This window comes from Chondromyces crocatus, assembly GCF_001189295.1.
GTDB lineage: Bacteria > Myxococcota_A > Polyangia > Polyangiales > Polyangiaceae > Chondromyces > Chondromyces crocatus.
This window is the reverse complement of record NZ_CP012159.1, coordinates 6,404,080-6,426,588: the sequence shown is the minus strand read 5'-3', so window position 1 is coordinate 6,426,588 and position 22,509 is coordinate 6,404,080. Positions and strand designations below refer to the sequence as shown.

Here is a 22,509-nt window from a genome sequence, read left to right as displayed (position 1 = left end):
TTCATGAGAGACATGACGGCGTCGGGCCTGAAGGCGTGGCTTGTCGCCCGTGTCGCGGCGATCAGCGGGAGCGATCCTCACCAGATTGATGCCCGGCAGCGGTTCGGACGCCACGGAATCGACTCGTTGCATGCGACCCGGCTCATCGCGGAGCTGTCCACGCGCCTGGAGCGATCGCTCTCACCGACACTGATCTGGGAGTACCCGACCATCGAGGCACTCGCAGCGCATCTCGGCGGCGAGACGCAACGCATCGAGGAAGCGAGCGTGGGCGCTGGAGAAATCGGCGCAGCGACGTACGGGGCCGGCGAGCCCATTGCGATCGTGGGAATGGCTTGCCGCTTCCCTGGCGCACCTGACGAGGCGTCGTTCTGGGACCTCCTCCGTGACGGCGTGGACGCGGTCGGTGTCGTGCCGTCCGACCGAGGCTGGGACGAAGCGCTCGTTGCAGCCGGTGTCGATCGGGCAGAGCGGGACAAGGTGCGACGCGGTGCCTTCCTGGACCGGGTCGACGCATTCGATCCCTTCTTCTTCGGCATCTCCCCTCGGGAGGCGATGTCGATGGATCCGCAGCAACGGCTGATGCTCGAGCTGTGCTGGGAGGCGCTGGAGAGAGCAGGAATTCCGCCACGCTTGCTCGCGGGCAGCCCGGCAGGCGTCTTCGCCGGGGCCATCTGGTCCGACTACGAGGCCCTCATGTACCGCGGCGCAGCAGGTGCGCTGGATCAGTATGCGGTGACGGGGGCGCACCACAGCATCATCGCCAACCGCATCTCGTACCTCCTCGGCCTCCAGGGGCCGAGCCTTTCCGTCGACACGGCTTGCTCCTCGGGGCTCGTGGTCGTGCACCTCGCTTGCGAGAGCTTGCGCCGCGGCGAGTGCAATGTGGCCCTGGCAGGAGCCGTGAACCTCAACCTGCTGCCGGAGAGCGCCGTCGCCATGGCACGCTTCGGCGCGCTCTCACCGGACGGACGTTGCTATACCTTCGATGGCCGCGCGAACGGCTACGTTCGCGGGGAGGGGGCAGGCGTGGTGGTGCTCAAGCCCCTCTCGCGCGCGCTCGCAGACGGAGATCCCATTCGCGCGGTGATCCGGGCAGCGGCCGTCAACAACGATGGCGCGAGCAATGGTCTCACCGCGCCGAATCCGGCGGCACAGAAGGACATGCTCCGGGCGGCGTACCAGCGCGCGGGAGTGCTCCCGGCCCACGTGCAGTTCGTCGAGGCGCACGGGACGGGGACGCCGCTCGGCGATCCCATCGAGGGCCGTGCGCTCGGCGAGATCCTCGGCGCTGGCCGAGTTCCTGAGACTCCCCTCCTGATCGGGTCGGTGAAGACGAATGTCGGTCACCTCGAGGCCGCCGCCGGGATCATCGGGTTGATCAAGGTGGTGCTGGCGATCGAGCACCGGGTGGTCCCACCGAACCTGCACTTTGCGTCTGCGAATCCCGATCTTCCGCTGGCAGCGCTGGGGCTCGACGTTCCGACCACGGCACGTCCCTGGCCCGTACCGGAGCGCGCGTTGCTTGCTGGGGTCAGCTCTTTCGGGATGGGTGGGACGAACAGCCATGCCGTCGTGGAGGAGTGGCCCGGCCCCCCCGTCGAGGTTCTGCCACTCGCCGCGGAGAGCCCTCAGGCTCTGCGGGCGCGGGTGACGGAGCTGCTGCACACGCTGTCGCTCGATGCGGGGCGTACGCCAGTTCGCGAACGCTGTGCCGAGGCTGCGATCCGGCACCAGGCAGCTGACTCCCTTCACGGCCGCCCCGGGGCCTCGTTCCTGGCTGTCACGGCGCGCTCCCACGGTGAGCTCGAGCGTGAACTGATACGCTTCCTCGAAAGTGAGGCGCAGCCGCTCCACGCGTCGAGGGGTGTGGTGTTCTCCTTCCCGGGTCAGGGATCGCAGTGGCACGGGATGGCGCGCGATCTTCTGTCGACCGAGCCGGTCTTCCGGGCGGCGATCGAGGCATGCGATCGACGCATCCATCAGCACCTCGGCTGGTCTCTGCTCGACGAGCTGACGGCATCGCGTGAGGCGTCCCGGCTCGATCACATCGAGGTGAGCTTCCCGGCCATCGTTGCCGTCGACATCGCGCTCGCGGCGTGGTGGCGCGCGGCGGGGTTGGAGCCTGCGGCGGTCGTCGGCCACAGCACGGGTGAGATCGCGGCAGCCCATGTCGCAGGCGTCCTGGATCTCGACGACGCCATGCGGATCATCTGCATGCAGGGACGCTTGCTCGGCGCTCTCGGCGGCCAGGGCCAGATGGCGCTCGTCGGGCTGTCGTGGGAGGACACGGCCGAAGCGCTCGTCGGATTCGAAGGGCGAGTGTTCCGCGCGATCCAGGACAGCGTGGACGCGACCGTGGTGGCCGGAGAACCCGACGCGGTGACGGAGGTCCTCTCTGCGCTGTCGAAGCGCGGGATCCTCGGCTTCCCCGTGCGGACGAACGTCGCGCCACACAGCCCCTTGTCGGATTCGCTGCGCGAAACGCTGGCTCTGTCACTGCAAGCGATCCGCCCGCGCGCCGCACGGATCCCTCTCTTCTCGGAGGTGACGGGCGCCGAGGTCGATGGTCACACGCTGGACGCTTCTCACTGGGTGCGGAACCTCTGCGATCCGGCCTTCTTTTCTGCCGCCATCGACGCCTTGATCGCGCGGGGCCACCGACTGTTCCTCGATGTCGGGCCGCACCCCACCACCCGTCGATCCATCGAGAGCAATCTCCGCCGTGCGGGGGTAGAGGGGATGATTCTCCCATCGCAGGGGCGGGATCTGGACGCACGTGGAGAGCTGCTCGGCTCCCTCGCAGCGCTCCATACCCGCGGCGTTCGGGTCTGCTGGGATGCGGTCTATCCGGCAGGAGAGGAGGTCGTCGCTCCTGTCGACGCGCTCTGGCTCCTCCCGCTCTCGGCGCGCGATCCGAAGGCGCTCGCAACGCTGAGCGCGCATCATGCCGCGCTGGTGCGCCCGGGCAGATCCTCTCTCCGGATGAACGACATCGCCTACACCGCGAGTGTTCGGAGAGAGCATCACCCGCACCGCCTCGCAGCGGTCGGGACCTCACGCGAGGAAGTCGGGACGGCACTTGCGGCACTTTCGCGCGGAGAGCTGGCGCAGGGGGCCACGAGTGGGCGTATGCCAGCTTCGGGACCACCCAGGGTGGTGTTCGTCTTTCCCGGGCAAGGCTCGCAGTGGCCCGGCATGGGACGGGCGCTCCTGGCAGCGGGAGGTGTCTTCCGCCAGGCGCTGGAGGCATGCGACGAGGCCATCCGCAGAGAGGCCGGCTTCTCGGTCCTGGAGGTACTCGCGGCCCCCGAGACGTCCTCCCGGCTGGACGAGATCGATGTGGTGCAGCCCGTGCTCTTCGCCGTCGAGGTGGCGCTCGCGGCGCTCTGGCGCTCCTGGGGTGTCGAGCCCGTCGCCGTGGTGGGGCACAGCATGGGCGAGGTCGCCGCGGCACACGTGGCGGGGATACTGAGCCTTCTGGATGCGACCCGGGTGATCTGCCGTCGCAGCAAGCTGCTGCGCAAGGTCAGCGGTCATGGCGCAATGGGCGTCGTCGAGCTGACGATGGCCGAGGCCGAGGCCGCGCTGCTGGGCCACGAGGGGCGGTTGAGTGTGGCGGTGAGCAATGGGCCTCGCTCCACGGTGCTGTCCGGAGATCCAGACGCACTCGAGAAGGTCCTCGCCACACTGGAGCAGCGGGGGGTGTTCTGTCGCCGCGTGAAGGTGGACGTGGCGAGCCACAGCCCCCAGATGGATCCGCTGCTGGACGAGCTGCGGTCGATGCTGGGCGACCTCGCGCCAGGAGAGGCGACGCTCACGATGCGGTCCACCGTCACGGGCGCGGACGTGACGGGAGCCGCGCTGGATGGGGCCTACTGGGCCTCGAACCTGCGTGCTCCGGTGCTGTTCTCACGGACGATCCAGGAGCTGCTCACCCATGGGCCCACGATCTTCGTCGAGATCAGCCCCCACCCGATCCTGGTGCCTGCCTTGGAAGAGCACCTGCGGGAACAGCGTGGTGGAAGCGGGGAAAGCGCGGCCATCGCTTCGCTGCGCCGGGGCTCGGACGAGCGGAGATCGATGCTCGAGGCGCTGGGAGAGGTCTGGGTGCGGGGCGTCGACGTCGACTTCCGCCCCCTGTTCCCCTCGGGGGGACGGGTGGTGCCGCTACCGGCGTACCCCTGGCAGCGCGAGCGCTTCTGGCTGGACACGCAAACGCCGCCCGTCGTCCATCACGGCAAGGTGGCAGCCTCGGGGCAGCATCCCTTGCTGGGCGCCCCATTCACGTCCTCACGGCATCCAGGAGAGCAGTTCTGGCAGCAAAACGATGTCTCCCGTCGCGTTCCGTGGCTCTCCGATCACCGCATCGGTGATGACGAGATCCTCCCGGGAAGCGCCACCCTGGAGATGGTCCTCGCGGCAGGAGCCTCGCTCTACGGCTCCAGCGGCTTCGAGATCTCCGAGCTGCGTCTGGAGAAGATGCTCTCACTGCCCTGCGCCATCCTGGAGCTTTCGATCGTACGGTCGGATGCTGGCGCGGCGGTGGAGATCGCCAGCCGTGCTCGCGCTGCCGTGGCGTGGGAACGCTATGGGCGCGCGGAACTGCGTCAGGTTCGAGGAGAAGAGCAGACGTCCGCGGGGGAGACGCTCTCGAGGATCCAGGAGCGATGCAGGCGCGAACTCGATGTCGCGGAGCACCATGCTCGCCTGGAGCGACTGGGGGTCATCTACGGTCCCCGTCTCCAGAGCGTGGAGCGACTCTGGCTGGGAGACGGCGTGGCGCTCGGTCGGGTGAGGCTCCCCAGCGCGCTGCCCGGGGATGAGGAGACCGACGGGGCGGCCATGTTCCACGGTCACCCGGTCCTGCTCGATGGCGCGCTTCAGGTCCTGATGGCGCTGGTGATCTCGCAGTCTCCCGACCGCCTCCTGGTCCCCGTGATGCTCTCTGGCGTGCGGCTCCGCCGTCGCCTCCCCGAGCAGATCTGGGTGCATGCGTGCGGAAATGCGCAGCAAGCGACGCTGACGATCCTGGATGACGAAGGACTTCCCCTGCTCGAGGTGCGCGGATTGCGCTTTGCCCCGCTCGGCGCTGCGGAGGACCCGTTGGATGCGTGCGTCCACGAGGTGGCGTGGCGTCGCCGTGATCTCCCGCAGTTCGAACAAGCGCCAGACGCCCGCCAGCTTCCGGGAAACGCGACGCCTGGGCGAGATGTGATCCGTCTCTCCAGCACTCCAGAGCCGGCCTCCTGGCTCGTGCTCGGTGGACCTCACGGGACAGGAGCTGCGCTGGCCATGGCCCTGCGAGCGCGTGGCGAGCCGTGCGTCGAGGTCGACGGTGCGGACCCCGGAAAACTCGCAGCGCACCTGCCGCGTGCGTGCCGCGGCGTGATCCATTGTGGTGGCCTCGAGGCGACCTCGTGGGCCGAGACGACGCCAGCCACCCTGGAGGCCGACCTGCGCCGTGGTCCCTTCGCGGCAGTGCACCTGGTGCAAGCCATCTTGCGCCGTGCATTTCGCGATCCTCCGCCCCTCTTCCTGGTCACACGCGGTTCACGCTCAGCAGGACCGGGGGGGGTCTCGGCCGTTCAGGGGACGCTCTGGGGGCTGGGCGGCGTGATCGCACTCGAACACCCAGAACTCTCCTGCAAACGGATCGACCTGCCGTCCATCCCATGGACGGGAGAAGTGGACTCCCTCCTGCGGGAACTCTCGGCGCAGGACGGCGAAGAACAGATCGCCCTGCGTCCAGACGGGCGCTTCGTCGCACGCCTCGTGCGCGGCAGCCTCCCCGGCGAGCGGGCGGCGACACCATCGATGCGCGACGGGGAGGGGACCTACCTCATCGTCGGTGGGCTGGGCGGGCTCGGCCTCGCACTGGCCCGCTGGATGGTCGACAGGGGAGCACGCTCGCTGGCGCTGGTCGGACGAAGTGCACCTTCGGAGGAGGCGCGTGCGGAGCTTCGGGCCCTCGAAGCTTCGGGGGCGGTGCTGCGGGTGCTCCAGGGCGACGTCGCACTGCGGACCGACGTCGAGCGTATCGTCAGCGAGATCCGGGGGTCGATGTCTCCGCTCCGTGGTGTGGTGCATGCGGCCGCGGTCGTGGCGGATCGAACGTTGCTGGAGCTGGGCGAGGCACAGCTCTGGGCGACCCTGCGTCCCAAGGTCCTCGGTGCGTGGAACCTCCATGCGGCGACCCGGGACCAGCCCCTCGATTTCTTCATGCTGTACTCCTCGGTGTCCTCGTTGCTGGGGGTGCCAGGACAAGCCGCGTATGCCTCGAGCAACGCCTTCCTGGACGCTTTCGCGCAAGCGCGCACGGCCGAGGGGTCGTCGACGACCAGCCTCCAGTGGGGGCTGTTCTCGGGCGTCGGCGTCGCCGCACCGGATCAGCGGAGCCAGCGGCTCGCCTCGCAGGGGCTCGAAAGCTTCACCACCGAGGAGGGGCTGGAGCTGTTCGGCCGCGCCCTCGCGCATCCTCGCGCCGAGATTGGCCTCTTCCGCTTCTCGCTGCGTCGATGGCTCGAGTCGATTCCGCAAGCCGCGGGCATGCGCTACCTGTCGGAGCTACCTCGGGAGCCATCCCAGCCCCACGAAGTCGAGACCGCAAGCATGCGAGACAGCCTGGCCAAGGCGTCTCCCGCGGAACGCCTGGCGATGCTCGAGAGCCATGTGAGCGAGCAGCTCGGCCGCGTGCTGCGCCTCGCGCCCACCCGCATCGGGCGTGACGTCCCCTTCACGAACCTCGGACTCGACTCGCTGACGAGCCTGGAGACGCGCAATCGTCTCGAGAGCAGCCTGGGGACCAAGCTTCAGGCAGCGCTGTTTTTCACGTACCCCGAGGTGTCCAGTTTGGCCCGCCACCTCCTCGCGCGCCTGGACCTCGGCATGGAGGAAGAGCGCGTCGAGCAGACGACATCCAGCGCGCAGGAGGAGGTCGCGCGGGTTGACGAGCCGCTGGCGATCGTGGGGATGGCCTGCCGCTTCCCGGGAGGTGCCGACGGTCCCGACGCTTACTGGCGCATGCTGGAGCAGGGGGTCGACGCCGTGGTGGAAATTCCGTCCGATCGCTGGCCACAGGAAGCGATCCCCGGCGACCGGCCTGAGACGCGACGGGCCGCGCTGCTCGATCAGGTCGATGGTTTCGACGCCGCCTTCTTCGGCATCTCGCCGCGCGAGGCGACGAGCCTCGACCCGCAGCAGCGCTTGCTCCTCGAGATCGCCTGGGAGGCCCTGGAGCACGCGAGGCAGCCTTCTGAGCGGCTCACGGGCAGCGCGACCGGCGTGTTCACCGGCCTCAACGCGCTCGATTACCAGCACCGCCTGATCGAGCGCGGCATCCAGCATGTCGATGCTTACTCCACCACGGGGAATCTGCTCAGCACGGCAGCTGGACGCATCTCGTACACGCTCGGCTTCCAGGGCCCGTGCGTCGCCGTGGATACCGCGTGCTCGTCGTCCCTGGTGGCCATTTCACTCGCCTGTCAGAGCCTGCGCTCGGGGGACTGCGATCTGGCCCTGGCGGGAGGCGTCAACCTGATCCTCTCCCCGTACGCCATGGCCGCGCTGGCGGGCACGCAGGCGCTCTCGCCGGACGGCCGCTGCAAGACGCTCGACGCGCGCGCGAACGGGTTCGTTCGAGGGGAAGGCGCTGGCCTTCTGGTCCTGAAGCGACTCTCCGACGCACGCCGCGATGGCGACCGCATCTGGGCCCTGGTGCGTGGGTGGGCCGTCAATCAAGACGGCAAGTCGAGCGGCCTCACCGCTCCGAACGTGCTCTCCCAGCAGGACATGCTCCGCAAGGCGCTGACGCACGCCGGGGTCTCAGCGCACGAGATCGGGTACGTCGAGATGCACGGGACCGGAACGCCGCTGGGCGATCCGATCGAGCTCGATGCCCTCCGCGAGGTGGTGGGCAGGCCCCGGACCGATGGAGCGACGTGCGTGCTGGGGGCGGTGAAGACGAACATCGGCCATCTCGAGCCTGCAGCCGGTGTCGCTGGCGTGATCAAGGCCGTCCTGTCGCTGGAGCACGGAGCCATCCCCGGAAACCTGCACTTCCGGCAGCTGAACCCGAGGATCTCGCTGGAGGGGACGCCGTTCGTGATCCCGACGGCGACGGTGGGTTGGCCACGTCAGACGCGGCGTCGCCTGGCGGGTGTGAGTTCGTTCGGCATCAGCGGGACGAATGCGCACATCGTCCTTGAAGAATCTCCCGGAGGCTCGGAAGGCAGCGATGTCGAAACGAGCCCTGCGACGCCGGCCGCAGTTCTGCCTCCTGGATCGACTCCCAGGCTGGACGCCACGGAGCTTTTGGTGGTGTCGGCAAGGAGCGATGCGGGACTGAGCGCTGCAGCGGGAAGGTTGTACGCACACCTGCAAGCGCACTCCGAACAGGGGCTCGACGCAGTCGCCTTCAGCCTGGCGACGACGCGAAGCGCATTGCCGCACCGCCTGGCCATCTCGGCTTCGTCGCGCGAGACACTCGCCGATGCGCTTCACGCCGCCTCGCTGGGAGAGACCCCTGCGGGAGGGAGTCGTGGGCGTGTCGAGATGGGCGCTCGGCCCAAGGTGGTGTTCGTGTTTCCCGGACAAGGTTCACAGTGGGCAGGGATGGGCCGGCAGCTTCTCGCCGAGGAGCCGGTCTTCCGGGAGGCACTGCAGGCCTGCGATCAGGCGATTCGTGCCGAAGCCGGGTGGTCCCTCCTGGAAGCGCTCCGAGCCGACGAGGGGGCCTCTCTCGATCGCATCGACGTGGTGCAGCCGGTGCTGTTCGCCATCGAGGTGGCGCTCTCCGCCCTGTGGCAGTCGTGGGGGGTGAAGCCAGACTGCGTGGTGGGCCACAGCATGGGCGAGGTGGCCGCAGCTCACGTCGCCGGGGTGCTCTCGCTCGAGGACGCGGTTGCGGTGATCTGCCGTCGCAGCCAGCTCCTGCGTCGGCTGAGTGGGCAGGGCGAGATGGCGCTGGTCGAGCTGTCGCTCGAAGCCGCGCAGGAAGCGCTCGTGGGCTACGAGGACAAGCTGAGTGCGGCGGTGAGCAACAGCCCACGCGCGACCGTGCTCTCGGGCGAGCCCGAGGCCCTCGGGCAGGTCGTGTCGCGGCTGGAAGCCAGGGGCATCTTCTGCCGGAGGGTGAAGGTGGACGTGGCGAGCCACAGTCCGCAGGTCGATCCGCTGACACAGGACCTGATGAGCGGGTTGGGCGCGATCTCGCCGCAGGCCGCCCGGGTACCTATGCGGTCGACCGTCACCACGACCCCGGTCGAAGGGGCGGAACTCGGGGCCAGCTACTGGATGGCCAACCTGCGGCAGCCAGTGCGGTTCGCCCAGACGGTGACGGCGCTGCTGGACGGCGGGTATGGCCTGTTCGTGGAGATGAGCCCGCACCCGCTGCTGGTGACGGCCATCGAGGAGATGCGCCAGGCCAAGGGGCCGCCGGGGAGCGCGCTGGCCTCGCTGCGGCGAGAGCGCGCGGAGCGATCGGCGCTGCTCGAGTCGCTCGGTGCGCTGTGGGCTCAAGGACAGCCCGTGGCGTGGGACCGTGTGCTGCGAGGCGAGGGACGACGGGTGTCGCTACCGACGTATCCCTGGCAACGAGAGCGCTACTGGATCGACGGACCCATCGCACAGAATGCTGACCCTCGCAGGCATGCGGGAGGTCATCCACTCCTGGGTGAGGCGCTCTCGGTGTCGACCCTGTCTGGCTTGCGCGTGTGGGAGACGACGCTGGATCTCGGCCGGTTGCCGTGGCTGAGAGATCACCGGGTGCAGGATCTGGTGGTCTTTCCGGGGGCCGGTTACCTGGAAATGGCGCTCTGCGCAGGCCGCACCCTGTGGGGGGAGCGACCGTTCGCCGTCACCGACGTGGCGCTCGTCGAGGCCTTGACGCTCACGGACGACGAGACCACGCCGGTCCAGCTCGTGACGACCCCGCAGGCGGACGGGAACGTCCAGATGCAGGTCGCGAGCCGGCGCGGTGCTGGACAGGATGGAGACTGGACTGTCCATGCCCGCGGCACACTCGGTCTCGTGGCGCCTGCAGAAGCACCAGCCCGTGTGGACCTCGGGGCGGTGCGCGCACGCCTGCGAAAGGTGCTCTCCGGCGAGGCCATCCATGCCCTGCTGAGCGAGATGGGCCTGGTGTACGGGCCGGCGTTCCGCGGTCTCCTCGAGCTGCGAAGAGGCGCTGATGAGGCGCTCGGAAAGGTGTGCCTGCCGGAGGCCGCAGGGACCACGACGGGCTACCGACTGCACCCGGCGCTGCTCGATGCTTGCATGCAGGCCATGGCGGGCGCGCTCGACGACCCGGAGCGTCGTGCCTGGATGCCGGTAGCCCTCGGGGCCCTCGAGGTGGTGCAGCCACCCGCCGGTGAACTCTGGTGTCACGTGCGCTTTGCCGAGGCGCCTCGGGCATCGAGAGCGCCCGACGAATCAACTCCTCGATCGGGTCCCCCCACACCCCGACGCAAGAGCGCCGACCTGTCGATCGTCGATGCAAGCGGTGCCTTGATCGCCCGGCTCTCTGGCCTGGTGGTACAGCAGCTCGCCCGAGGGGCTCGCCGCCAGGACCCGATGGCCGAGTGGTTCCTGGATCTTTCGTGGAGCGAGGCCCCAGCGCGAGCGGCACGCCCGGCTCCGGGCCGCTACCTGCTGCTCGGCCACGGAGGAGACCTGGGCCTCTCGCTTCGCGAGGCCCTCGAACGCGCAGGCCATGTCGTCGTGCACGCCGTCGCCAGCGCTCCGGGGGAGGTCCCCAGGGGCACCTGGCCCATCGACGACACGACCCCGGCAGGTGTCCGCGCATTGCTCGCCGATGCCTTCGGAGAGCGACCTCCGACAGCTCTCGTGCACCTGCGCGCCCTCGACGAACCACCCCAGCGTGGCGCGACCGACGATGAGCCGCTCGACGCGAAGGCGCTCGGGAATGCCCTCGGCATGCTCTACGACAGCGTGCTGCACACGGTGCAGGCCCTCACCGCCATGGCGTACCGGGATCCTCCCCGGCTCTGGCTGGTCACCCGCGGCACGCAGCCCGTCGAGGTCGGCCTCCTCTCGCTCGACCAGGCCCCCCTGCTCGGCCTCGGCCGCGTCATCGCCATGGAGCACCCAGAACTCCGCTGCACGCGCCTCGATCTCGCCGCCATCCACTCCGCACACGACCTCCAGATGCTCCTCACCGAGCTGCTGGCGGACGACGGCGAGCACGAGATCGCCTTCCGTGATGCCAGGCGCCTCGTCGCGCGCTTCCTCCACGCCCCGCCGGACCTCCCGTCCGTCGCCCCGCAGCCATCGCCTACCGCGCCCCGTGCCGAGGCCAGCTACCTCGTGACCGGAGGGCTCGGCGGCCTCGGCCTTCGCGTCGCGAAGTGGCTCGCGGAGAGGGGCGCCGGCCATGTCGTGCTCGTGGGCCGCACAGGCGTGACGACCGCAGCGCAGAAGGCGGCCGTGGCCGAGATCGAAGCCATCGGCGCTCGCGTCACGGTGGCACCCGCCGATGTCGCGCAGCGGGCCGACGTCGAGCGGATCCTCTCCCAGGTGGACGCGTCGGGACTGCCGCTGCGTGGCGTCATCCACACGGCCGGAGTGCTGGAGGACGGCCTCCTCATGCAGCAGACAGCGGCTCAGTTTCGCAGGGTGATGGCCCCGAAGATCCTCGGGGCGCTGCACCTGGATGCGCTGACCCGCAGAGCTCCCCTGGACTTCTTCGTCCTCTACGCTTCGGCAGCCGGGCTGCTCGGCTCCCCCGGCCAAAGCAACTACGCTGCGGCCAACACCTTCCTCGATGCCCTGGCCCATCATCGCAGGGCACGCGGGCTACCGGCGCTGAGCGTCGACTGGGGCGCCTTCTCCGAGGTCGGTCTGGCCGCTGCGCAGGACAACCGGGGCACCCGCCTCGCTGCGCGCGGCATGCGGAGCTTCACGCCCGAGGAGGGCCTCGAAGCGCTCCAGCGTCTGCTGGACGCAGAGCGCTCGCAGGCGGGCGTGGTGCCGCTCGATGTACGGCAATGGGTGGAGTTCTATCCGGCAGCGGCCTCCTCCCCGATGCTGTCACGGCTGCTGGCCGAGACGTCCTCCCGCACCTCGCGCACGGCGCAGGGCGTTCCGCTCACCGAACGGCTCGCGCGCGCAGCACCCGCCGAGCGCCCTGTCGTCCTGCAAGCCTTCGTCCGTGAGGAAGCTGCTCGGGTCCTGCGCATTCCGGAGGCCCGCTTCGACACGAGCGCCCCCCTCACCAGCCTGGGCATGGACTCGCTGATGGGCCTCGAGCTGCGCAACCGCCTCGAAGCTGGCCTCGGCTTCAGGATGCCTGCGACCCTGCTGTGGACTTACCCGACGGTCGTGGCGCTGAGCGATCACCTGACCAGCCAGCTCGCTCCTCTGCTGGACCCGGGCGCGACGCCTGTCGCCCATGAGGAGCCCCAGGAAGATGACCCGACCCCTCTCGATGACCTGGACGAGGAGGGACTGCTCGCCTTGCTCGACGAGTCCCTCGCGCGGGCGAAGGGATACGCCGAGCGTGGCGCAAAGGACGGGAGGAGACGGGTCGAATGACGCAACGGCAAGACCAGCTCCTCGAGCGGCTGCGTGAAGCCACCCTGGCGCTGCGCCGCACGCTCGACGAGCGAGACGCGCTGGAGCGGGAGAAGTACGAGCCGATCGCCATCGTCGGGATCGGCTGCCGCTTCCCCGGTGGCGCATCGAGCCCGAGCGCGTTCTGGGACCTGCTCCTCGAAGGCCGTGATGCCGTCGGCCCGCTCGCCGACCGATGGGCACTCGTGGGAGTGTCCCCGGAAGGAGATGTCCCTCGCTGGGCGGGGCTCCTCACGGAGGCCGTGGATGCGTTCGATGCAGCGTTCTTCGGCATCTCTCCGCGCGAGGCCGTGTCGCTCGATCCTCAGCACCGCCTGCTGCTGGAGGTCGGATGGGAGGCCCTCGAAGACGCAGGCATCCTCGCGGGAACGCTCGAAGGGAGCCGCACGGGGGTGTTCGTCGGTGCGCTCACGACCGACTATGCTCGCCTCGTCGAGCAGCGACCTCGCACCGAGCAGGACGCCTACGGGATGACGGGCAACCTGCTCAGCGTCGCCGCCGGACGTCTCTCCTACACGCTGGGCCTGCAAGGGCCATGCATGACCGTGGACACGGCTTGCTCCTCGTCCCTGGTCTCGGTGCACCTCGCCTGTCGGAGCCTCCGCGCCGGCGAGTGCGATCTCGCCCTGGCGGGAGGGGTGAACTTGATGCTCTCGGCGGACGTGATGGAAGGCACCTCACGCACGCAAGCGCTCTCGCCCGACGGTCGTTGCAAGACCTTCGACGCCCTGGCGAACGGGTTCGCCAGAGGCGAAGGGTGCGGCCTCCTGGTCCTGAAGCGCCTCTCCGACGCGCAGCGCGACGGTGACCCCATCCGGGCACTGATCCGGGGCTCCGCGATCAACCAGGATGGCCGCTCGACGGGGATGACCGCGCCGAACGTGCTCGCCCAGGAAGCGCTGCTCCACGAAGCCCTGGAGAACGCCCGCGTCACGTCGGACCAGATCGGCTTCGTCGAGACGCATGGGACGGGAACGTCGTTGGGGGACCCGATCGAAGTCGAGGCGCTGCGTGCCGTTCTGGGAGCCGCGCGGCCCGATGGCTCACGATGCCTGCTCGGAGCGGTGAAGACGAACGTCGGCCACCTCGAAGCTGCGGCCGGGGTGGCGGGCCTGATCAAGGCAGCGCTCGCACTCCAGCACGAAGCAATCCCCGGGAACCTGCATCTGCGGCAGCTGAACCCGAGGATCTCGCTGGAGGGGACCCCCTTCGTGCTCCCGACGGAGACGGTGACGTGGCCACGTCAGGAACGTCGTCGCCTGGCGGGGGTGAGTTCGTTCGGCATCAGCGGGACGAACGCCCACGTGGTGCTGGAAGAGGCTCCCGCACAGAACACGCCGGATCGCACAGGATCCTCGCCCCCGGACGAGCCGACCGCCGCCGCGCTGGTCGTGGTGTCAGCCAGGAACGAGCAGGCGCTGGCCGATGCCGCGGGCCGCTTGGGGGAGCACCTGCAGGCGCACCCCGAGCTCGAGCTTCCTGACGTCGCGTTCAGTCTGGCGAGGACCCGAACGGAGATGCCCCATCGGCTGGCGATCGCAGCGACGTCGCGCGAAGGCCTGCTGGAGGCCCTGGCCACCGCGTCACGTGGCGAGACCCCGGCTGGTGGGGCGCGAGGTCGGGTCGAGCTGAGGCGCCGACCCGAGGTGATCTTCGTCTTTCCCGGACAAGGATCGCAGTGGGCAGGGATGGGCCGGCAGCTGCTCGCCGAGGAGCCCGTATTCCGGGAGGCACTGGAGGCCAGTGATCGAGCCGTCCGCGCCGAGGCGGGGTGGTCGCTGCTGCAGACGCTCGAGGGAAGCCCCGACGCGCTCCCCCTGGAGCGCATCGACGTGGTGCAGCCGGTGCTGTTCGCCATCGAGGTGGCGCTCTCCGCACTCTGGCGCTCGTGGGGCGTGGAACCGGACGGCGTGGTGGGCCACAGCATGGGTGAGGTGGCGGCAGCCCACGTCGCCGGCGTGCTCTCGCTGGCGGATGCCGTCGCGGTGATCTGTTGTCGTAGCCAGCTCTTGCGGCGCCTGAGCGGGCAGGGCGAGATGGCTCTGGTCGAGCTGTCGTTCGAAGCGGCCGAAGCCGCGCTCGCGGGCTACGAGGACAGGTTGAGCGTGGCGGTGAGCAACAGCCCGCGCGCGACCGTGCTGTCGGGCGATCCCGAGGCACTCGGACAGGTGATGGCGCGCCTCGAAGGCCAGGGGGTCTTCTGCCGGAGGGTGAAGGTGGACGTGGCGAGCCACAGCCCTCAGGTCGACCCGCTGGAGGAAGAGCTGACACGTGGCTTGCGCGATCTGAGACCCCAGCCGGCCCGCATGCGCATGCAGTCGACGGTGACGGCGCTGCCTGTCGAGGGGCCGGAACTCGGGGCCAGCTACTGGGTGACCAACCTCAGGCAGCCGGTGCGGTTCGCCCAGACGGTCGAGGCGTTGCTGGACGGCAGGCACCGCCTGTTCGTCGAGATGAGCCCGCACCCGCTGCTGGTGACCGCCATCGAGGAGATGCGGCACGCCAAGGGTGATCCTGGAGGTGCGCTGGCCTCGCTGTGGCGGGAGCGGGCAGAACGATCCGCGCTGCTCGAGTCGCTCGGCGCCCTGTGGGCGCAAGGGCAGGCCGTGTCGTGGGACCGGGTGCTGCGCGACGGGGGCCTTCGGGTGACGCTCCCGACCTACCCTTGGCAGAGGCAGCGCTACTGGGTCGATCTCTCCGCCCACCGCAAGACCGGACACCGTGGACATGCCGGCGAGCATCCTCTCCTCGGTGAGGGGCTGTCCGTGTCGGCATCCGCAGGCATGCACCTCTGGGAGACGACCCTGGATCACGACAGACTGCCGTGGCTCCAGGATCACCGGGTGCAAGGGCTGCTGGTCTTTCCTGGCGCTGGTTACCTGGAGATGGCCCTCTCGGCAGGGCGCTCCCTGTGGGGCGAACATCCCCTCGCTGTCACGGATGTGGCGCTGATCGAGGCCCTCACACCCGCCGACGACGAACCGACCACCGTGCAGATGGTCACCTCGACACAAGGGGAGGCTCTCGCTCGGTTCCAGATCGCGAGCCAGCGCCCCGCCGCGACGAGCGCCGGCTGGACGGTTCACGCGCGGGGCATGCTCCGCAGGCTGGATCACGCGAGTGCTCCGGACCGAGTGGACCTCGGTGCACTGCGGGCCCGCTTCGACCAGGTGCTCGCCGGGGAAGAGATCTACCGGCTGCTGAGCGCAAGGGGCCTCGACTACGGTCCGACGTTCCGCGGCCTTCTCGAACTACGGCGCGGCTCCCACGAGGCCCTGGGGAGGGTGAGCTTGCCCGAGCCTGCAAGCGTCGCAGCCGGCTACCAGCTACACCCAGCGCTGCTCGACGCCTGCCTCCAGACCGTGGCTGGCGCACTCGACGACCCGGAGCGTCGCGCCTGGATGCCAGTGGCGCTCGGCGCCTTCGAGATGGCACAGCCCCCGACCGGGGAGATCTGGTGTCACGTGCGCTTTACGCAGGACGATCCCGCATCCCTTGCCCCCGTGACGTCACGTCCCGACGTCAGGGCACCTCGGCGCCAGAGGGTCGACCTCTCGGTGCTGGACGCCAGCGGCACACGCATCGCCGAGCTGTCGGGTCTGGTCGTGCAGCAACTCTCCCAGGGGGCCCGCCGTCATGATCCGATGGCCGACTGGTTTCTGGAGGTGGGGTGGATCCAGTCATCGGTGGGGCCATCCCGCCTCACCCCCGGTCGTTACCTCCTGATCGGGGACGGCGACGGGCTGGAGCGAGAGCTTGCTTCGGCCCTCGAAGAGGCTGGGCATGTCGTGCTCTGCGCCGCCTTCGGCACTTCCACGGAGCCGGGCCTTGGCGCCTCCTCGATCGACTCCGCGAGCCTTGAAACCATTCGCGCGCAGCTCTCGGACGCCTTCGGAGGGCAGCCACCGACCGCCGTCGTTCATCTACGCACCGCTGCAGGTCGGGCGACGCCCTCGACGTCAGCCCCCCTCAATACCCCTGGTGATTCCACCACCCCCCTCGATGGACAGGCGCTCGAAGCCGACCTCTGCGCGCTCTACGACAGCGTGCTGCATACGGTGCAGGCCCTGGCCACGATGGCGTACCGGGCTCCTCCCAGGCTCTGGCTGGTCACCCGCGGCGCGCAGCCCGTCGCTCAGCGCATCGTCTCGCTCGACCAGGCCCCACTGCTCGGCCTCGGCCGCGTCATCGCCATGGAGCACCCGGAACTCCGCTGCGCGCGCGTCGACCTCGATCCCTTCTCACACACACCTCAGCTCCAGGCGTTGCTCGCCGAGCTTCTGGCCGATGGGGACGAGCATGAAGTCGCGCTCCGAGGGACGTCGCGCCACGTCGCCCGCTTCCGTCATGCCCCGCCTCGACCCCTTCAGCCCCTCACCCAGCTCGAACCCGTGGAGGGGCGTCCCTTCCGGCTGGAGATCGAGCCCCCGGGCGTTCTCGATGGCCTCGAACTCCGCCCGGTGGCGCGCCGAGCCCCCGGGCCCGGCGAGGTCGAGATCGCCGTCGAAGCCGCAGGACTCAACTTCGTCGACGTGCTGAAGGCGCTCGGGATCTACCCGGGCATGAAGGACGGCCCCGTCGTGCTGGGCGGCGAGTGCGCAGGACAGGTCGTCCGCGTAGGGCCCGGTGTCGAAGGCCTCGTCGCAGGGCAGCCCGTGCTGGCGATGGCTCCTTGCAGCTTCGGCTCCCACGTGACGGTCGGCGCGCGGTCCGTGGCCCCACGCCCCTCCGCGCTGACCCCGGCCCAGGCGGCCGCGATCCCCGCGGTGTTCATGACCGCGTGGTATGGCCTCGTGCATCTGGCGCGACTCCAGGCGGGGGAGCGGGTGCTCGTCCACTCGGCGACGGGCGGCACCGGGCAGGCAGCCCTCCAGATCGCACGACACCTCGGGGCGGAGATCTTTGCCACCGCCGGTTCGCCCGAGAAGCGCGCCTGGTTGCGCGAGCAGGGCATCGCCCACGTGATGGACTCGCGCTCGCTCCACTTCGCGGACGAGGTGCTCGCAGCGACCCGCGGCGAGGGAGTCGACGTCGTCCTCAACTCCCTCTCCGGAGACGCCATCGAGGCCAGCCTCTCCGCGCTCGCCCCCGACGGCCGCTTCATCGAGCTGGGCAAGACCGACATCCACGCCGACCGCGCGCTGGGGCTCGCCCATTTCAAGAAGAGCCTCTCGTACAGCGCCGTGGACCTCGCCGGCCTGTCCGAGCGCCGACCCCAGCGCTTCTCGGCGCTCCTCCACGAGGTGGTCGCGCTGTTCGCGCGCGGCGTGTTCGCGCCGCTCCCGGTCGAGACGTTCCCCATCTCCCGGGCGAGCGAGGCATTCCGCAAGATGGCGCAAGCGCAGCACCTCGGGAAGCTGGTCCTCGTGACGGACGATGCCACGGCGCGCCTCCGGATCACGGCGACCGCAGGACCGCGCATCCGACCCGACGCGAGCTATCTCGTGACGGGAGGCCTCGGCGGTCTGGGACTGAGCGTCGCTCGGTGGCTCGCCGAGAAGGGCGCGGGTCACCTCGTCCTGATCGGTCGGTCTGGCGCGGCCACCGCAGCGCAGCAAGCGGCAGTCGCCGAGCTGGCAGCCACGGGGACCCGGTTGACCCTGGTGAAGGGCGACGTCGCCATGCGGACCCAGATCGAGCCCGCCTTCGACGCCATCCGCTCCTCCGGGATGCCGCTGGCCGGCATCCTTCATGCGGCAGGCCTCCTCGAAGATGGCCTGCTCCTCCACCAGAGCCCGAACGCATTCCGCCGCGTGATGGCCCCGAAGATCCTGGGCGCCTTGAACCTCGACGCCCTCGCGGCGAATGCCCCGCTCGACTTCTTCGTGCTCTACGCCTCGGGCGCCGGCCTGCTGGGATCTCCAGGGCAGGGGAACTACGCCGCGGCGAGCACCTTCCTCGACGCCTTCGCCCACCATCGGCGGGCGCGTGGACTGCCAGCGCTGAGCGTCGACTGGGGCGTCTTCTCCGAGGTCGGCCTCGCCATCGCGCACGACGACCGCGCGGCGCGGCTGGCCTCACGGGGAGCGCAGAGCCTGACCCCCGCGCAGGGCATCGAGGCCCTGGAGCGCCTCCTCGACGGGGGCAGCCCCCAGACGGCCGTCGTACCTCTGGATGTAGCGCAGTGGCTCGCGTCCTACCCGGCAGCCGCTTCTTCCCCCATGTTTTCCGACCTCCACGTCGAGCGACCCACGCTCACCGCCCACGCCAGCGCGGAGACGCTCGCCGAGCGACTCGCTCGTGCCACGTCCGAGGAGCGCGGCCCCTTGCTACAAGCGCTCGTGCGCGGCGAGGTCTCTCGCGTGCTCCGTCTCCCTGAGAGCTCGCTCGATATCGGTGCGCCACTCACCAGCCTGGGGCTGGACTCGCTGATGGGCCTGGAGCTACGTCACCGCTTGAGCCGCAGCACGACCGTGGATATCCCCGTGGCCCGACTGCTGTCCGACATGACCATCGAACGACTCTCCTCGCTCCTGGTTCATCCGACCTCCGGACCGACCGCGGCCCCCGTGGAGCGTCAGGAAGCCGAGGCCTGGGTGGACACCGAGCTATGAGCGATCTGATCGACCTCCTCAGTCACCTGCTCTTCCACGGCGTGGAGCTGTCCATCGAAGGCGGCAAGGTCCGGGTCCGAGCGCCCGATGGCGTCCTGACGAAGGAGACGCTGGAGACACTGCGTAGCCGCAAGGACGAGCTGGTGCGCGTCCTCCCCGAGCACCACGTCGAGTCGCCGCTCTCGGTGGGTCAGGAGGGGCTCTGGTTCATCCAGAAGAGCGCTCCCGAGAGCGTCGCCTACAACGTCGCGTTCGCCCTGCGGATCGCGTCGGAGAGTGACCCCGCCCCAGCGCTCCGCCGCGCCCTCCAGAAGCTCGTCGATCGTCATGCCGTCCTGCGCACCAGGTTCCCGGCGGTGAACGGCACCCCACGGCAGCGGGTGCGTGGTCATCACACGCTCGATCTCCACGAGACCGACGCCTCTGGCATGGACGCCGAGACGCTGTCGCGGGCCACGGCTGCCATCCACCAGCGCCCGTTCGATCTCGAACGAGAAGGCGCCTTCCGCGTGAGCCTCCTCCGCTGCAGCGCGGGCGAGGTCTTGCTGCTCCTTTGCCTGCACCACATCGCGTGCGATGGATGGTCCTTCCGGATGCTGGTGGACGAGCTGCTCCGCCTCTACGAGGCCGACGGAAAGCCCAACCCGCTCCCTCCCGTCCGTCGGACGTACCAGCAGTTCGTCGCGTGGCAAGGTGAGCGCCTGGCCTCCCAGGGTGAGACGCTCCGCCGCTTCTGGTCGAACGAACTTCATGGCGCCCCCCTGGTGCTCGACCTGCCCACGGATCGCACGCGCCCCCCCGCCCAGACCTTCACCGGCGCGACCCATGAGCGGGTGCTGGATCCGGCGCTCGTCGAAGGCCTCCGCGCCTTCTCGCGCGAGCAGCGCACGACCCTCTCCACCGTCCTTCTCTCGGGCTTCCAGCTCTTGCTCCACCGCACCAGCGGCCAGGAAGATCTCTGCGTCGGGTCGATCGTGGCCGGCCGCGAGCACGAAGAGTTCGCGGGGGTCTTCGGGTACATGGTCAATCAGGTCGCCATTCGCTCGTGCCTCGACACCGCCGGCGCGCAGGGCTTTGCTTCGCTGGTCCGGCAGACCCGCGATCGCGTCCTGGCAGCGATGGAGCGGCAGGACCATCCCTTCCCGCGTCTCGTCCAGGATCTGCACGTCGAGCGTGATCCGAGCCGGCCTCCGGTCGTCCAGGTCTCCTTCGTCCATCAGCGCGTGCAGTCACTCGGGGAGACTGCCACCCGGCTCCTCGCTGGCGCGCCCGTCGTGGTGGGGGCCACCCGCTTCTCCCTCGTCCCTCAGCAGCAGCGCATCAGCGAACTCGATCTGACCCTGGAGGTGACCGAGCGGCCCGAGAGCGTCACCCTCGGCCTCCGCTACAACACCGACCTGTTCGACGCCTCGAGCATCGAGCGCATGTCCAGCCACCTCGAGACGCTGCTCGCGGCCGGCGTCGCCCACCCAGAGCGACCCGTCAGCCTGCTCCCTCTCCTCGGCTCGGAGGAGCGCGAGCATGTACTCGTGGCGTGGAACCGCACCGCACTGGATCACGATCGCTGCGCCACCCTCCATGGCCTCTTCGAAGCCCAGGCACAGAAGACCCCCGACGCGACGGCCATCCTCTGCGGCGATCAGTCCACCACCTACGCGGCGCTGAACCGACGGGCCAACCAGCTCGCGCATCACCTGCGGCGCCAGGGCGCCCTCCCCGAGAGCCGAATCGCCGTCTGCGTCGAGCGCTCCCTGGACATGATCGTGAGCCTGTTCGCCGTGCTCAAGGTCGGCGCAGCCTACGTACCCGTCGATCCCGCCTACCCTCAGGCGCGTCAGGCCTTGATGATCGAGGAGTCCCAGGCAGCGCTCCTGATCACCCGCGGCACACTCGGTGCCAGCTTTGCGAACGATCGGCTCCGTCGGGTCGCCCTCGATGAAGCGGCAGCCCCCATCGCTGCGGAGCCAGATGGGGCCCTTGGTACGCAGGTCCTCTCCGATCAGCTCGCATACCTCCTCACGACCTCCGGCTCCACGGGCAGGCCGAAGGCCGTGGCGATCGAGCACCGCAACGCCGTGGCGATGCTCCAGTGGTCCAGGGCAGAGTTCCCCGTGGAGGTCCTCCGCGGCACGCTCGCCTCGACCTCGATCTGCTTCGACCTCTCCGTCTTCGAGATCTTCCTCCCGCTCAGCGTCGGCGCGACCATCGTCCTCGCCGACAATGCGCTCGCACTTCCGCACCTCGCGGCGCGCGAGCAGGTGACGCTGATCAACACCGTGCCCTCGGCCATGGCGGAGCTGCTGCGCCAGAACGCCGTCCCGAAGAGCGCCCGCGTGATCAACCTCGCAGGGGAGAAGCTCAGCCAGGAGCTCGTCCAGAAGCTCTACGGACTCCCGCAGGTCGAGCGCGTCTACAACCTCTACGGTCCCTCGGAAGCGACGACGTACTCCACGAGCGCGCCGATGGTGCGCGGCGACCAGCGGGACACCTCCATCGGCAGGCCCATCGCCAACACGGTCGCCTACCTCCTCGATCGGCACTTCGAGCCTGTCCCGCCAGGCATCCCCGGCGAGCTGTATCTCGGCGGCGAGGGGCTGGCCCGCGGCTACTTCGAGCGTCCCGCCCTCACGGCGGAGCGCTTCGTACCGAACCCGTTCGGTCCTGGCCGCCTCTACCGGACCGGCGACCTCGCTCGCCATCGTCCGGAGGGTGAACTCGAGTTCCTCGGGCGGATCGACAACCAGATCAAGCTGCGCGGCTTCCGCATCGAGCTGGGCGAGATCGAGGCCGCGCTGGGCCGCATCGCGGGGGTCGACAAGGCCATCGTCGTCGCCCACGGGACCGCACCCCGACAGCATCTGGTCGCTTACTGGACGGCATCAGGGGAGGGGATCGTCGAAGATCTCCAACCCCAGCTCGCCACGACGCTCCCGGTCTTCATGGTGCCTGACGTCTACGTACGCCTCGACGCCTTCCCGCTCACCTCGACCGGCAAGGTGGATCGCCGCGCGCTGCCGGCCCCTTCGCTCACCGACATGAAACGCAGCGCGCACCGCGAACCGGAGACCCCCACCGAGCAGACCCTCGCCTCCATCTGGCGCGAGGTGCTCGGCGCCGTGCGGATCGGGTTGGACGACAGCTTCTTCCACCTCGGCGGCCACTCCCTGCTGAGCGTCCAGGTCCTCGACCGCATCCGGACGACCTTCGGCCTGGAGCTACCGCTGCGCGCCATGTTCGAGATGCCCACCGTCCACGTGCTCGCGAAGCACATCGATGCCACGAACGCGCTCCGTCGGCTCGCCCAGAGCCAGCCCGCACCCGGAAGTGCGCGCCGCCAGTCCGGAAGACTTTGAGCACTGCAGCG

3 protein-coding genes are annotated in these 22,509 nt (G+C 69.5%); all 3 read left to right on the top strand.

Annotated elements, in window-relative coordinates; translation table 11 throughout:
• Window positions 1-3: 3 nt before the first annotated feature.
• From CMC5_RS44865 to CMC5_RS23430, 3 genes are read left to right on the top strand one after another with little or no spacing between them, the layout of a single operon-like run.
• Window positions 4-12,552: a type I polyketide synthase gene (locus CMC5_RS44865; protein WP_156338820.1), complete on the top strand. Its 12,549-nt coding sequence runs from the start codon at window positions 4-6 to the stop codon at window positions 12,550-12,552.
• Window positions 12,549-19,145, top strand: coding sequence for a type I polyketide synthase (locus CMC5_RS23435; protein ID WP_050432507.1), 6,597 nt, complete (start codon window positions 12,549-12,551; stop codon window positions 19,143-19,145). The genes CMC5_RS44865 and CMC5_RS23435 overlap by 4 nt, the downstream gene beginning before the upstream one ends.
• Window positions 19,142-22,498, top strand: coding sequence for a non-ribosomal peptide synthetase (locus CMC5_RS23430; RefSeq protein ID WP_050432506.1), 3,357 nt, complete (start codon window positions 19,142-19,144; stop codon window positions 22,496-22,498). The genes CMC5_RS23435 and CMC5_RS23430 overlap by 4 nt, the downstream gene beginning before the upstream one ends.
• The last annotated feature ends 11 nt before the right edge of the window (window positions 22,499-22,509 follow it).

Excerpts from the sequence above, each read along its gene's own strand:
- CMC5_RS44865 (WP_156338820.1), top strand. The coding sequence starts at position 4 with ATGAGAGACATGACGGCGTCGGGCCTGAAGGCGTGGCTTGTCGCCCGT.
- CMC5_RS23435 (WP_050432507.1), top strand. The coding sequence starts at position 12,549 with ATGACGCAACGGCAAGACCAGCTCCTCGAGCGGCTGCGTGAAGCCACC.
- CMC5_RS23430 (WP_050432506.1), top strand. The coding sequence starts at position 19,142 with ATGAGCGATCTGATCGACCTCCTCAGTCACCTGCTCTTCCACGGCGTG.